A 14,127-nucleotide genomic window follows, 5' to 3' on the forward strand; every position below is an offset into this window, starting at 1 on the left:
AGGCCCTGTTCCGTATCTCTCCGCCTGGAGGAGTTCCCGCCATGACCGCAGCCGTTCCGCCCCGGGGCACCGACCGCTTCGACCTGACCGGGCGCACCGCGCTCGTGACCGGGGCCGCCCGGGGTCTCGGACGGTCCTTCGCCGTGGGGCTGGCCGAGGCGGGCGCCGACCTGGTGCTCGTCGACCTGCCGGGCGCCGAGGGCGTCGAGCGGACGGCGGCGGAGGCCGAGGCGCTCGGGCGGCGCTGCCGCGTGTACGGCCAGGACCTCGCGGACATCGACGCGCTGGCCGGCTTCGCCGACACGGTGCGCGCCGAGAACGGGCCGCTGCACATCCTGGTCAACAACGCGGGCACGGCCGCGCTGGAACGCTTCAACGAGATCACCCCGGCCAGCTGGTCGCACATCATGCGGGTCAACGTGGACGCGGTGTTCTTCCTCAGCCAGCGCGTCGCCGAACACATGACGGCGGACTCCGTGCCCGGCCGCATCATCACCATCACCTCGAAGAACGCCCTGGTGGCCGAGGCCGGCCTCGCGCACTACAACGCCTCCAAGGCCGCCGCCCAGCTGCTCACCGAGACCCTGGCGGTCGAGCTCGCCCCGCACGGCATCACCGCCAACACCCTGGCCCCCGGCATGGTCGAGACCCCCATCGACGGTGAGTTCCCCTTCGACCGGGAGGCCTTCGAGGCCGCGTACCGCGAGCGCATCCCGCTCGGCCGGTACGCGCGGCCCGACGAGTGCGTGGGCGCCCTGCTGCTGCTCGCCTCGGACGCGGGTGCCTATCTGACCGGGGCGCGGATCGTCGTGGACGGCGGGGTGCTGGCGGACCAGATGCCCCGGATGCGCTTCATGCCGCCGTACCGCAACACGATCTGACCGCTCCGTCCTGCCGCGCCCGACCGGTGGCCGGTTCCCCGAGCACGCATCGACAACGCGAGGAGCACCTCCGTCATGTCCGCACACGCCTCGTCCCGCCGGAATCTGCTGCGGGTTTCGGGTCTCGCCGGTCTGGTCATGGCCGGTTCGGCCGTGGCCGCCGGTTCCGCGCAGGCCGCCCCCGCCCGCACCGGTGACGTCCTGAACCTCGACACGGTCGCCGCGCTGCGGGCCCTGAACACCGAGCCGCTCACCGACGGCACCCAGATCCTGCTGGCCGGCTACCACGCCCCCGGCGACGGCGGCGCCATGGCCCTGCGCTGGCACAAGAAGTCCACCGCCGCGCACAACGGCGGCACCGTCATCGCCCCCACCACGGCGAAGACCGGACGCTGGCACCAGCTCCACACCGGAACGCTCGACTTCCGCACCTTCGGCCACCTCGACGCCAAGACCCCCGCCGACGCCGCACTCGACGCCATGGTCAACGACACAAGCGTCCACCGCATCGAAGCCCACACCGACCTCCTGTTCACCCGACGCCACCTCTTCGACCGCTCGAACATCGAACTCGACTTCGGCGGCCACCACATCACCACCACCGGCATCGAGAAGAACACCCACGACAACCCCTTCGGCGCCGTCCTCTCCTTCCGCGGCACCGTCACCGACACCACCGTCAAACACACGCTCTCCGGCAAGGTCATCGAGCTCACCGACACCTTCCCGGTCCCCGACGCCAAGGCGTTCGCGGTCGGCCAGTGGTGGAAGGTGCAGGTCGACCCGGTCGCGGGCGGCGGCGGGGACGAGCGCGAACTGCAGAAGCTCGTCGAGATCACCGAGATCGTCGACGCGGGCCACATCCGGATCGGCTACCTCAACGGCTGGGAACTCGCCGAGGGCCGGACCCTCACCTGGACCCGGACCGAGCCGGTGCGCAACACCCACATCCGCAACATGCTCTTCGAGGGCGCCGGACCCGACGAGTACACCGGCTCCCACCCCGTCAGCTTCGAGTACGCCGTCGGCTGCGACGTCTCCGGCATCCACGCCACCGGGACCTTCTGGCCGGTCGTCATGCGCCGCTGGTGCACCCGCTTCCGTACCGAGGAGTGCTCGCTGAAGAACCCGCCCACCGTCGAGTACGGCGGCGCGGGCTACCTCACCCAGCAGATCTACTGCCTGTACGGACGGGTGGCCGACTGCACGACCAGCAACGTGCGCCACCTCAACGACCTCACGGCCTCCGCCTACTGCACCGTCGTCAACTGCCACGGCGACGGCGACGACGCCGGCGGCAACCCCTTCACCACCCACGGCCAGTACGAGCACGACCTGCTCTTCGACGGCAACTCCGGGCTCATGGACATCGCCAACTCGGGCGCCCAGTGGGGCATCTCCGCCAAGCGGATCACCGTACGCAGACACGTCTGCTCCTGGTTCACCGCCAACACCAAGATCACCGACCTGACCCTGGAAGACATCACGGTGATCGCCCGCCCCACGTTCGACCAGGCCGGCACCCTCACCGTGAACGCCGACGGGGCGCAGGTGCGCGGCTGCACCGCGAAGACCTTCGCCGTCGCCCAGCGCTCGGACCGCTCCACCCGGCCGACCACCATCAGTGACTGCTCCTTCGAACCTCCCGCCGGAGCCGTACTCGTCCAGACTCCCGTCACCGCGCCCGTCCACTTCGTGCGCTGCACGTTCAAGGGCGTTGACGGCCTCGTCCTGCGGGGGGCGGGGCCCGTTCACCTCACCGACTGCACCGTCACCGGCGCCGACGGCGCGGCCCCCCTCTCGGTGGGCTCGGCCGATCTGCGCCTGGACGGCGGTACGTTCCACAACACCGGCATCGAACTCAGCGGCGTGCGCGACCAGCGGATCAGCGTCACCGGCGGCGCCAGGTTCACCGGCGGGAACAAGGCCGGGACGCTGCTCGGCCGGGCGGCCGGCCCCGGCACCACGACCTGGGACCTCACCGGTCTCAGCAGCACCGCCGCCTCGGCGGACACCGCGCACGTGCGGATCGCCGACGGCGTGAACCACTACGCGGCGACCGGCAGCCGCTTCACCGGCGGCCTCCTCCACCTCGCCCCCGACGCAATGGACTCGGTCCTGCACACCGGCTGCGTGGAGGACGGCACCCGGCGCGGCGCGATGCCTGAGGACGGCGAACGGGTGCGCACGGACGGGAACCTGATCCTGTGAGCGCCACCGTCCGCACCGCCACCCAGGCCGACGGACCGGCGCTGGCCGCCCTGTGGGAGCGGTGCTTCGACTCCCCGCACCTCGTCGCGCTGCACGCGCTCGACCCGGACCGCCACCGGCACACCTTCGTCGCGCAGAACGACGCGGGGGAGGGGATCGACGCGGTCGTCGTCTACGTACCGAGGCTGATCCGCGACGCGGAAGGCACCCCGCAGCGCGTCGGCGGCATCGGCAGCGTGGCGACCCGCCCCGAAGCCAGGGGGCAGGGGCTGGTGCGACGGCTGCTGGCGGCGGCGGAGCGCACCATGACGGCCGAACAGTGCGCATGGTCCCTGCTGTTCACCGGGACCCCCGGCGTCTACCGGGGCTCGGGGTGGCGGGAGTTCGCGAGCACGTACACCGAGGGGGCACTCGCCGCGCCGTCCGCAACCGGAGCCTTCCGGGTCCGCGCCGCCACCGCGCAGGACGCGGTCGAGGTGGCCGCTCTGCACCACGCGTACAACGCGAAGCGGCCGCTCAGCTCGCTGCGGGCGCCCGAGGACTGGGCGGTGCGCGTGCCCGCCTGGTACGGAGCGGTCGACCGGTCGCTCGTGGCGCAGGATCCGGTCTCCGGCGCGCTCGCCGGCTGGCTGGCCGCCGGGCACGAGGGGGACCGCGTGGAGGTGCGCGAGTTCGCGGGTACGGACGCGTGCCTGGGGTCCCTGTTCGCGGCGGTCGCCTCCCGGGGCCGGGCGGCGGGACTGACCCGGGTCCGGGTCCGGATTCCCGTCACCGCCGGCGTGCGCGCCGCGCTGCCGGTCCTGCTGACGGAGGCCGGTCGGGTCACGGAGCACGTGGGGATGGCGCGGCCGCTGCACGCCCCGGCCGGGTCGGTGCGCGCCACCGTCTCGGCGCCCGGCGCGGTGCACTGGTACGGCGACTGCTTCTGACCGGGCCCGTCCTGGCTGGCCCGGTCGGGCGGGCCGGCTCCCGCGCAGTACCGACGGTGCCGCGCGGCTTCGTCATGCCCCGGTGTCGACAAGGGTGGTCCTCTGACGCTAATTTTCGTACATGTATAAAAACTCCCGCGAGAGGCCGGGCGTGGTGCTGGCGGCTGCCGCCGTCGCCCAGTTCGTCTTCGCCCTGGACATGTCCGTGGTCAACGTCGCGCTGCCGGCGGTGCACACCGCCCTGGGATTCGCGCCGCTCGACCTGTCGTGGGTCGTCCACGTGTACGCGCTCACCTTCGGCGGCTTCCTGCTGCTGGGGGGACGCGCCTGCGACCTGTACGGCCGGCGCCGGATGTTCGCGCTGGGGCTGACCGTGTTCGGCCTGTGCTCGCTGGCCGGCGGACTGGCCCAGGCGCCCTGGCAGCTGATCGTCGCCCGCGCCGGGCAGGGCCTGGGCGCCGCAGCTGCCGCGCCGGCCGCGCTGGCGATGCTCACCACCACGTTCACCGAAGGCCCCCAGCGCGTGCGCGCCCTCGGGGTGTGGAGCGGGGTGAACGCGGCGGGCGGCGCACTGGGCGTGCTGGCGGGCGGAGTGCTCACCGAGTACGCGGGCTGGCGCTGGGTCATGCTGATCAACCTGCCCGTCGTCGCGGCGGCTCTCGCGCTCATCCCCGCAGGGGTGCCCGCCGGAACCCCGCCCGCCCGGCGCGAGAGGCTGGACTGGCTGGGCGCCGTCCTGGCGACGGGTGGAGCCGGGCTGCTGGTGCTCGGTGTCGTGCGCACCGACACCCTCGGCTGGGGCTCCCCGGTCACGTGGGCGTCCCTCGCCGCCGCGGCCGCGCTGCTGGCCGCCTTCGTGTTCGTCGAGTCACGGGTGCGGGCACCGCTGCTCCGCCTCGGCCTGCTGCGCAGCCGTTGGGTCGCCGGCGCGAACGTACTGGTGTTCCTGGCAGCGGCCGGGCAGTTCACGGCCTTCTACTTCGTGTCCCTGTACATGCAGCAGGTCCTGGGCATGGGCCCGGCGGCGACCGGCATGGCGTTCCTGCCCTTCTCGCTGGGCCTGGTCGCGGGAACCGTCGTCGCGACCCGCGTCACCGCGACCCGAACCCCCCGGGTGTCGCTGGTGCCCGGCGCCCTGCTGGCCGCCGCGGGCCTGGCCTGGTTCGCCCTCATCAGCCCCGACGGCACCTTCCTCACCGACGTGCTCGGCCCGTCCCTCGTCACCAGCGTCGGCGCCGGACTGGTCCTGGCCCCGGTCGCGGCCGCCGCGACCACCGGTGTCGCCCCGCGCGAGGCGGGCACGGCCTCCGGCCTGATGAACAGCTCCCGCCAGCTCGGCGGCTCCGTGGGCCTGGCAGCCCTGGCCACCGTCGCCGCACACCGCACCGGCGCGGGCACCGGCGCCGCCGCGCTCAACGCCGGCTACGCCCTGGGTCTGGCCCTTGCCGCCGCCGTCTTCGTGCTCGCGGCGGTCGTGGCCGTCTGTGTGCTGCCGCGCCGCCGGACCGTCACACCCCTCCCACAGCCCACCGGCTCCACAGAGAGCGAGTTGGAAGGAACACACTCATGATGGCGCCCCCCGTCGTCGATCTGTTCGCCTCGGCGCTGTGTCTGCACCCCGGAGGCGAAGTCCGGTCCGCCGAGAGGCAGATGACGAACGACGGCTCAGGCGCCTGGCAGATCGCCACATTCCACGTCGAGACCGACGCCGAGGTGCACTCCGACTACTGGAGATGCACCCGGCGGCCGGGGAAGCGGTGTGCTGCCCGGCCGGTACGGTGCGGACCCGGCGGTCAGGCCCCGTCCGCCGGCGGCTTCCCGTCGTAGCCGGACGTCCCCGAGTCGAGCAGCGGCTCCTGCGTCTTGAGGTGGGCCGGGGCGAAGGCCCGCAGCACGTGGTAGCCGGTGATCACGACGATGGTGCCGAGCGCGATCCCGCTCAGCTCGAAGTTGTCGGACACCTTGAGGCTGACGCCGCCGACCCCGATGATGATGCCCGCGGCGGCCGGCACCAGGTTCAGCGGATTGCGCAGATCGACCTTGGCGTTCAGCCAGATCTGGGCACCGAGGAGACCGATCATGCCGTAGAGGATCACCGTGATCCCGCCGAGGACCCCGCCGGGAATGGCTGCCACGACCGCGCCGAACTTGGGGCACAGGCCGAACAGCAGGGCGAAGCAGGCGGCCGCCCAGTAGGCCGCGGTGGAGTACACGCGGGTCGCGGCCATCACGCCGATGTTCTCGGAGTACGTGGTGTTCGGCGGACCGCCCACCGCGGTCGACAGCATGGAGGCGGCGCCGTCCGCGGCGATCGCGGTGCCGAGCTTGCCGTCGAGCGAGCGGCCCGTCATCTCGCCGACCGCCTTCACATGGCCGGCGTTCTCCGCGATCAGCGCGATGACGACGGGCAGCGCGACCAGGATCGCGGACCACTCGAAGCTCGGCGCGTGGAAGGTCGGCAGCCCGATCCAGTCGGCCTTCGAGACCCCGCCCAGGTCCAGCCGCCAGTGGTCCACGGCCTCGGCGCCGCCCGAGGGGGAGTGGATCTTCCCGAACACCCGGTCCAGGACCCAGGACAGGACGTAGCCGAAGACCAGGCCGAGGAAGATCGCGATCCGGGAGAGGAACCCGCGCAGGCAGACCACGGCCAGTCCGGTGAACAGCATCACCAGCAGCGCCGTCCACTGGTCCTGCGGCCAGTACGTGGACGCGGTGACCGGCGCCAGGTTGAAGCCGATCAGCATCACGACCGCGCCCGTCACCACCGGCGGCATCGCCGCGTGGATGATCCGCGCGCCGAACCGCTGCACCGCCAGACCGGCGAGGAAGAGCACCGCGCCCACCACGAAGACCGCGCCGGTGACCACGGCACTGCTGCCGCCGCTGGCCCGGATGGTCGCGGCCACCCCGACGAACGAGAGCGAGCAGCCCAGGTAGCTGGGCACCTGCCCACGCGTGGCCAGCAGGAAGATGGCCGTCGCGACACCCGACATCATGATCGCCAGGTTCGGGTCGAGACCCATCAGCACCGGGGCCACGAACGAGGCCCCGAACATCGCCACCACGTGCTGGGCACCGAGCCCGAACGTACGGGGCCAGGAGAGCCGCTCGTCGGGGCGGACCACCGCTCCCGGTGCGGGCGTCTTCCCGTCGCCGTGCAAGGTCCAGCGCACGCCGAGGCCGCCCATGGTTGCTCCCTGTGTGTAGGTGCGGCAGGCCGTTGCCTCACGGGGCACGGCGCGGACCGCGGAAATGATCAGCGCCATGTTAATCCCGCTTCGTCACCCGCCTCCGGCCGGGAGCCGGGCACGGAGGCGCGGGGTCACCGCCCGCCGCACCCGGTGACCCGGACGGCGCACCGGCCCGGCCGGCCGGGGGCCGGTCCGGGCGGGGCCCCTGTCGGCTCAGAGACGCGGCTCGGCCGGCGCGGGGCCCGGCACACCGGCGGCCGACGAGGACACCTTGCGGTCGCCCGCCCGCAGCACACCGGCCCCGAGCACCAGCCCGAAGGCCAGCACCGAGACCAGCCCGAAGGAGACGATCAGCGAGGTCGCCTCGGCCAGTGAGCCGATGGCCGACGGAGCGATCAGCCCCGAGGTGTACGTGATGGTCGCGACACCCGCGATCGCCCGGCTCGGGTTCGACCCGCTGCGCCCGGCCGCCGCGAAGGCGAGCGGCACGACCACGGCGATACCGAGGCCCATCAGCCCGAACCCGCACATCGCCAGCAGTGCGCTGGGCGCGGTGACCACCAGGACGCCGCCGACGGTGGCAAGGACGCCGCCTGTCCGCACCGTCCGTACCGCGCCGAAGCGGTCCACGACCCGGTCACCGGCGATCCGGGCCACCGCCATGGTCAGCGCGAACGCGGTCGTCGACGCCGCCGCCAGGCCTGCGGAACTGTCCAGGACGTCCCGGAGGTAGACCGCCGACCAGTCCAGGCTGGCGCCCTCGGCGAACACCGCGCAGAAGCCCACCGCGCCGATGACCAGGGCCGACCTGGGCGGCAGCGTGAACCGGGGCGGAGCCTCCGCGTCCGGCTCGCTGCGCAGGTCCAGCACCCGCCGGCAGGCGATCAGGCCGAGCACGGTGAGGACGAGGGCCGCGATGACGTGGTGCAGTCGCGCGTCGGCCCCCACATGGGCGGCCACCGTGCCCGCCGCCGAACCGATCAGCGCGCCCATGCTCCACATCCCGTGCAGCCCGGACATGATCGACTTGTTGAGGCGGTTCTCCACCTCGACGCCGAGCGCGTTCATCGCCACGTCCGACATGCCCGCCGACGCCCCGTACACCAGGAGCGCCGCGCACAGCGTCAGCAGGTTGGGGGCCAGGGCGGGCAGGACCAGCGCCAGGGTCCACAGCATCAGCAGCCCGCGCAATGCGGTCCGGGAGCCGAAGCGGTGGCTGATCGCGCCGGCCAGCGGCATCGCGAGCGAGGCGCCGATCGCCGGGAAGGCCAGGGCTATGCCGAGCTGTCCGGCGCTGAGCCCCGCGTGGTCCTGGATCCACGGCACCCGGGTGGCGAAACTGCCCGTCACCGCCCCGTGCACCGCGAAGACGGTGGCGACGGCGTACCTCGCGCGCCTCACCTGCTCCGTACTGAAGACCGTTGTCGTGGAATCCGTCGTCATACCGCCGTGCCCTCCCCTGGAAATTCTGCGATGCCGCGGTTCCGGCGCTCCCCGGCGCCCTTCTCCACGATGCGGGCAGTAAACTATCAGGAACCCTGCCTGATAAATAGGCCGTGCCGGTCTCGTTCGCGGCCGCGGTCTGGAAGGATCCCGGCATGCCCGCATCACCGAGCACCGCCAGGGCCATCAACGACCGGCTCGCCCTGCGGCACCTCCAGCAGGACGGCCCGCTGACGGCCACGCAGCTGAAGACCCTGACGGGACTCTCCCGGCCCACCGTCGCCGACCTGGTCGAACGGCTTCAGGGCGCGGGCCTGGTCCGGGTCGTCGGAGAGGCCGGCGCCGAGCGCCGCGGACCCAACGCCCGGCTCTACGGGATCGTCTCGGACCGCGCCCACCTGGCCGCGCTCGACGTCCGCACCGGCAGCCTCGCCGTGGTCGTCGCCGACCTCCTGGGCGAGACACTGGCCGAGGCCACGCTGCCGATCGGCGACGAGACCGCCACGGACGACGCCGTCGAACAGGCCGTGGCCCTCCTGGAACGCACCGCGCGACGGGCCGGCACCGCACCCCTGCACAGCGTCGGCATCGGCGCCCCCGGCCTGATCGACCCGGTCACCGGGGAACTCCGCGACACCACGGGGCTGCCCGCCTGGCATCGCACCCTGGTGCGCGCGCTCCAGCAGCGGCTGCCCGCGACCGTGCTCGTCGAGAACGAGACCAATCTCGCCGCCGTCGCCGAACACCGCGCCGGCGCGGCCCGCGACCACGACACCTTCGTCCTGATGTGGCTCGGACACGGCGTCGGGGCGGCCGTCATGCTGGACGGGAAGCTGCGCCGAGGGGCCTCGGGCGGGGCGGGCGAGATCGGCTTCATGCCGGTCCCCGGCACCGTCGGCACCCCCTCGGCCGTCAACTGCGACGGCGGCTTTCACTCCTTGGTGGGATCGGCGTCGCTCTGCGAACTGGCGGCCGCCCACGGCATCGGCGCCCCGGCCGGCGGCCGGGAGCCGGGCTCGGCGGCCGCCGTCCGCTCCGCCCTCGCGGGGGAGGGCGACAGCGAGGCGTTCCTCGACGCGCTCGCCGACCGGCTCGCCCTGGGCGCGTCCTCCGTCGTCTCGGTCCTGGACCCGGGGTGCGTGCTGCTCTCGGGCGAGGTCGGCCTCGCGGGCGGCGACGCGCTGGCCGCCCGGGTCGAGGAGCGGCTGGCCATGATGTCCCCGCTGCGCACCGAGGTCAGGGCCGGCCTGCTCGGCGGCACCGCGGTCCTGCGCGGCGCGCTGCTCGCGGCACGGGAGGCGGCGCAGGACGCGCTGTTCATGCCGGACAGATCCAGCCCGTCCGGCGTTTGAGGACGGCACCCCGCACCCCGCACAGGGCCAAGGAGAATTGGCGGAAACAGCCCTTGTCACAGGCTGTCTGTGAGCCACTCCACAGCGTTCACCCGTATGGGTCACGCCCACTCGTGGCACACTGTTCGGGTACCAGTAGCAGCGCACTCCGGGGTCGGTGCAATTCCGAACCGGCGGTTATAGTCCGCGACCCGTCCGCAGCCAGCGGCCGGTTGACCAGGTGGGATTCCTGGACCGACGGTTAAAGTCCGGATGGGAGGCAGTGCGCGGCGGGCCGTTTCACGGGTACGCCGCCGTCGGCGGATGGTTTTCGGGCGACCGATCCATCCGTTTTTCCGGCATCCGGCGTCCTCCCCGTGTTGCGTACCGCTTCATCTGTCGTCATCGACAGGCCCCGGAGTCCGTGCCCGAAGAGGCAGGAGGACCCGGTGGACACCGCAGCCGACACCACCGCAATGCGCCGAGCCATCGCGCTCGCAGCCCGCGGTCTCGGCTCCACCAGCCCCAATCCGGTGGTCGGATGTGTCGTTCTCGACGCCTCGGGCCGGCCGGCCGGTGAGGGCTTCCACCAGCGCGCCGGAGGGCCCCACGCCGAGGTCCACGCCCTGCGCGCGGCCGGCGAGAAGGCGCGCGGCGGTACCGCCTACGTCACCCTCGAACCCTGTAACCACACCGGACGCACCGGCCCCTGCGCACAGGCGCTGATCGAGGCCGGGATCGCCCGCGTCGTGTACGCGGTCGGTGACCCGAACCCGCAGGCCACCGGCGGCGGGGACACCCTGCGCGCCGCCGGCGTCAAGGCCGAGCAGGGGCTGCTCGCCGAGGAGGCCGAGCAGGGCAACACCGCCTGGCTGACCTCCGTACGGCTGGGCCGCCCCCACGTCACCTGGAAGTACGCGGCCACCCTGGACGGCCGGATCGCGGCCGCCGACGCCACCAGCCGCTGGATCACCTCCGCCGAGTCCCGCGCCGACGTCCACCGGCTGCGCGCCGAGGCGGACGCCGTGCTGGTCGGCTCCGGCACCGCCCGCACCGACGACCCCCAGCTCGGGGTCAGGGGCATCGACGGCGCGGTCCAGCCGCTGCGGGTCGTCGTCGACACCGCCGCCACCGCCGTACGCCCCGGAGCCCGGGTCCTCGACGACGTCGCGCCCACCCTGATCGCGGTCGCCGAGGACGCCGACGCCCGCCACCTCCCCGACGGGGCCGTCCTGCGGCTGCCGCGGGCCGGGGCGGGCCGCGGCCTCGACATCCATGCACTGCTCGCCGCCCTCCACGGGCGCGGCATCCGCTCCGTACTCCTCGAGGGCGGACCGACCCTGGCCGGGGCCTTCGTCGCGGCGGGAGCGGTCGACCGGATCGTCGGCTATCTCGCCCCCGTGCTCCTCGGCGCCGGCCCCGCGGCCCTCGCCGACGCCGGAATCCCCACCATCTCCAAGGCGTTGCGCCTCCAGGTGACCGAGACCGTGCGAATCGGCCCCGACCTGCGCATCACCGCCGTCCCCGGCCCTGCTCCGAAGGGAAACTGAGTGTTCACCGGAATTGTCGAAGAACTGGGTGAGGTCACCGCCGTCGAGAACCTCGGCGACTCCTCCCGATTCCGCCTGCGCGGGCCCGTGGTCACCGAGGGCGCCAAGCACGGCGACTCGATCGCCGTCAACGGCGTCTGCCTGACCGTCGTCGACCACGGCGAGCAGGAGTTCACCGCCGATGTGATGGCCGAGACGCTGAACCGGTCCAGCCTGGGCGCTCTGCGGGCGGGCTCCCGGGTCAACCTGGAGCGGCCCATGGCGGTCGGCGGCCGGCTCGGCGGGCACATCGTGCAGGGCCACGTGGACGGCACGGGCCGCATCGTCGAGCGCACGCCCTCCGAGAACTGGGAGATCGTGAAGGTCTCCCTCCCCGCCGAGCTCACCAGGTACGTGGTGGAGAAGGGTTCGATCACCGTCGACGGCGTGAGCCTGACCGTGGTGGACGCCGGACCCGACTACTTCACCATCAGCCTCATCCCCACCACCCTCGCCCTGACCACGCTCGGCCACAAGCAGCCCGGCGACCCGGTCAACCTGGAGGTGGACGTCATCGCGAAGTACGTCGAGCGGCTGCTCGGCCACCGCGCGCAGGAGCCCGAGGAGCCGGTGAAGTGAGCGCCCTGCACTGGCTGAACTCGGAGGCGTTCACCGTCTTCGACCAGCACATCATCTGGTCCGACATGATCGGCAACACGATCGGTCTGATCGCCCTCACCCTGGGCTGGCTCCGCTCGATCTGGACCTGGCCCGCCCAGCTGCTGTCCGGCGTCGTCCTGGTCGCCGCCAACGTCTCCGTGCACCAGGCGGGCAGCGTCGGCAAGCAGGTCATCGTCATCGCGGTGGCCGTCTGGGGCTGGCAGCAGTGGACCCGGGGCAGGCAGCAGGCCCAGGACGGCACCATCGCCGTACGGTTCGCCACCTGGCGCGAGCGCGGCTACCTGCTCGGCGGGGCCGCGGTCGGCACCCTCGCGGTCGGCGGCCTGTTCACCGCCTTCCCCTCGCTCTCCTGGAGCCCGTGGGCGGACGCGTACATATTCGCCGGCACTCTCGTGGCGATGCTCGCCCAGGCCCGGGGCATGGTCGAGTTCTGGTTCGCCTGGCTCCTCGTCGACCTGGTCGGCGTACCGCTCAACTTCCACAGCGGTCTCGCCTTCTCCGGTCTCATCTACGTCGTCTACGGGGCCCTCGTCCTGTGGGGCATGCGCGACTGGTGGCTGCGTACGCGGACACCCGCTCTGGAAGGAGCCACGGCATGACTGCCCAGCCCACCTGGTTGCACCGGGAACAGCACGCACCCGCCGACGACCTCGCCCTCGACCCCGTCGAGCAGGCAATCCGCGACATCGCGGCCGGCCGGCCCGTCGTGGTCGTCGACGACGAGGACCGGGAGAACGAGGGCGACCTCGTCATCGCGGCCGAGAAGGCCACCCCCGAGATCGTCGCCTTCATGATGAGCGAGTGCCGGGGACTGATCTGCGCGCCCATGGAGAACGACGAGCTGGAACGGCTCGAACTCCCGCAGATGGTCGGCCACAACACCGAGTCGATGAAGACGGCCTTCACCGTCTCCGTCGACGCCTCGGCCGCGCACGGCGTGACCACCGGCATCTCCGCCGCCGACCGGGCCGCCACACTCCGGCTGCTCGCCGGCGGCGTCGCGGGCCCCGGTGACTTCGTACGCCCCGGCCACGTCTTCCCGCTCCGCGCCCGCACCGGCGGCGTGCTCGTGCGCAACGGGCACACCGAGGCCGCCGTCGACCTCGCCCGGCTCGCCGGACTGCGGCCCGCCGGGGCGATCGTGGAGATCGCGGGCGAGGACGGCGTCATGCTGCGCCTTCCCCAGCTCGTCCCGTTCGCCCGCAAGCACGGCCTCACGATCATCTCCATCGAGGACCTGATCGCCTACCGCCGTACCTCCGAGCCGACCGTCCGCCGCGAGGCCGAGGTCCGGCTGCCGACGGACTTCGGCGCGTTCACCGCGTACGGCTACCGCTCCACCGTGGACGGCGTCGAGCACGTCGCCCTGGTCCACGGAGACATCGGGGACGGCGACGACGTCCTGGTACGGGTCCACTCCGAGTGCCTGACGGGCGACATCTTCCAGTCCGAGCGCTGCGACTGCGGCCCCCAGCTGCACGCCTCCATGCGGCGCATCACGGACGAGGGACGCGGCGTCGTCGTCTACCTGCGCGGCCACGAGGGACGCGGCATCGGGCTGGTCTCCAAGCTGCGCGCGTACGAACTCCAGGAGCGCGGCGTCGACACCCTCGACGCCAACCTGGAGCTCGGGCTGCCCGCCGACGCCCGCGACTACGCGGCCGGCGCGCAGATCCTCAAGGACCTCGGCGTCCGCAGCCTGCGCCTGATGACGAACAACCCCGACAAGACCGCCGCGATCCTGCGGCACGGCCTGGCCGTCACCGGCCGGGAACCGATGCCCGTCCAGGCCGGCGAGCACAATCTGCGCTACCTGCGCACCAAGCGGGACCGCATGGGCCACGACCTGCCCTGGCTCGACGCCGCCAAGGTGTCGACCTGCGGCAACCAGTAGACAGCACCACCGGCACTGCCGGCAGCCATCAAGGAAA

Annotated in this window: 12 protein-coding genes and 1 riboswitch; of the genes, 10 read left to right on the plus strand and 2 right to left on the minus strand. The window is 72.7% G+C overall.

The window, feature by feature from the left end:
- The first annotated feature begins 41 nt into the window (after positions 1 to 41).
- The 5 genes from EDD93_RS28475 to EDD93_RS28495 all read left to right on the plus strand — a co-directional run bounded on the left by EDD93_RS28475 (position 42) and on the right by EDD93_RS28495 (position 5,848).
- Positions 42 to 881: an SDR family NAD(P)-dependent oxidoreductase gene (locus tag EDD93_RS28475; RefSeq protein ID WP_123528360.1), complete on the plus strand. Its 840-nt coding sequence runs from the start codon at positions 42 to 44 to the stop codon at positions 879 to 881.
- A 75-nt stretch (positions 882 to 956) separates the two neighbouring features.
- The gene (locus tag EDD93_RS28480; protein ID WP_185092552.1) at positions 957 to 3,092 is read left to right on the plus strand and encodes a peptidase C14; all 2,136 of its coding nucleotides are present in this window, start codon (positions 957 to 959) and stop codon (positions 3,090 to 3,092) included.
- A complete protein-coding gene (locus EDD93_RS28485) occupies positions 3,089 to 4,021 on the plus strand; it encodes a GNAT family N-acetyltransferase (RefSeq protein ID WP_123528361.1) in 933 nt (310 codons plus the stop codon). The genes EDD93_RS28480 and EDD93_RS28485 overlap by 4 nt, the downstream gene beginning before the upstream one ends.
- Positions 4,022 to 4,142: 121 nt before the next feature.
- Positions 4,143 to 5,591 carry an MFS transporter gene (locus EDD93_RS28490; protein WP_123528362.1) on the plus strand — a complete coding sequence of 483 codons (1,449 nt, stop codon included), beginning with the start codon at positions 4,143 to 4,145 and terminating at the stop codon, positions 5,589 to 5,591.
- On the plus strand, positions 5,588 to 5,848 hold the full coding sequence (locus EDD93_RS28495; RefSeq protein WP_221217361.1) for a hypothetical protein: 261 nt from the start codon (positions 5,588 to 5,590) through the stop codon (positions 5,846 to 5,848). Before EDD93_RS28490 ends, EDD93_RS28495 begins: the two co-directional genes overlap by 4 nt.
- Here the strand turns inward: EDD93_RS28495 and EDD93_RS28500 are convergent.
- Both EDD93_RS28500 and EDD93_RS28505 read right to left on the minus strand, forming a co-directional pair.
- On the minus strand, positions 5,815 to 7,209 hold the full coding sequence (locus EDD93_RS28500) for a uracil-xanthine permease family protein (protein ID WP_123528363.1): 1,395 nt from the start codon (positions 7,207 to 7,209) through the stop codon (positions 5,815 to 5,817). The two genes, EDD93_RS28495 and EDD93_RS28500, sit on opposite strands and share 34 nt — an antisense overlap.
- Before the next feature lie 216 nt (positions 7,210 to 7,425).
- Positions 7,426 to 8,655: an MFS transporter gene (locus tag EDD93_RS28505; RefSeq protein WP_123528364.1), complete on the minus strand. Its 1,230-nt coding sequence runs from the start codon at positions 8,653 to 8,655 to the stop codon at positions 7,426 to 7,428.
- A gap of 155 nt (positions 8,656 to 8,810) precedes the next feature.
- On the opposite strand from EDD93_RS28505, the gene EDD93_RS28510 reads away from it, so the two are divergent.
- The 5 genes from EDD93_RS28510 to EDD93_RS28530 all read left to right on the plus strand — a co-directional run bounded on the left by EDD93_RS28510 (position 8,811) and on the right by EDD93_RS28530 (position 14,090).
- Positions 8,811 to 10,007 (plus strand): ROK family transcriptional regulator, encoded by a 1,197-nt coding sequence (locus tag EDD93_RS28510; RefSeq protein WP_123529397.1) that lies wholly within the window; start codon positions 8,811 to 8,813, stop codon positions 10,005 to 10,007.
- A 139-nt stretch (positions 10,008 to 10,146) separates the two neighbouring features.
- Positions 10,147 to 10,277, plus strand: a riboswitch (FMN riboswitch).
- Between the two features lie 158 nt (positions 10,278 to 10,435).
- Positions 10,436 to 11,536 carry a bifunctional diaminohydroxyphosphoribosylaminopyrimidine deaminase/5-amino-6-(5-phosphoribosylamino)uracil reductase RibD gene (gene ribD / locus EDD93_RS28515; protein ID WP_123528365.1) on the plus strand — a complete coding sequence of 367 codons (1,101 nt, stop codon included), beginning with the start codon at positions 10,436 to 10,438 and terminating at the stop codon, positions 11,534 to 11,536.
- Positions 11,537 to 12,154: a riboflavin synthase gene (locus tag EDD93_RS28520; RefSeq protein WP_123528366.1), complete on the plus strand. Its 618-nt coding sequence runs from the start codon at positions 11,537 to 11,539 to the stop codon at positions 12,152 to 12,154.
- Positions 12,151 to 12,795 carry a nicotinamide mononucleotide transporter family protein gene (locus tag EDD93_RS28525; protein ID WP_123528367.1) on the plus strand — a complete coding sequence of 215 codons (645 nt, stop codon included), beginning with the start codon at positions 12,151 to 12,153 and terminating at the stop codon, positions 12,793 to 12,795. Before EDD93_RS28520 ends, EDD93_RS28525 begins: the two co-directional genes overlap by 4 nt.
- Positions 12,792 to 14,090, plus strand: a complete 1,299-nt coding sequence (locus tag EDD93_RS28530; protein WP_123528368.1) for a bifunctional 3,4-dihydroxy-2-butanone-4-phosphate synthase/GTP cyclohydrolase II — start codon at positions 12,792 to 12,794, stop codon at positions 14,088 to 14,090. The genes EDD93_RS28525 and EDD93_RS28530 overlap by 4 nt, the downstream gene beginning before the upstream one ends.
- Positions 14,091 to 14,127 lie beyond the last annotated feature (37 nt).

The organism is Streptomyces sp. 840.1, assembly GCF_003751445.1.
Lineage (GTDB): Bacteria > Actinomycetota > Actinomycetes > Streptomycetales > Streptomycetaceae > Streptomyces.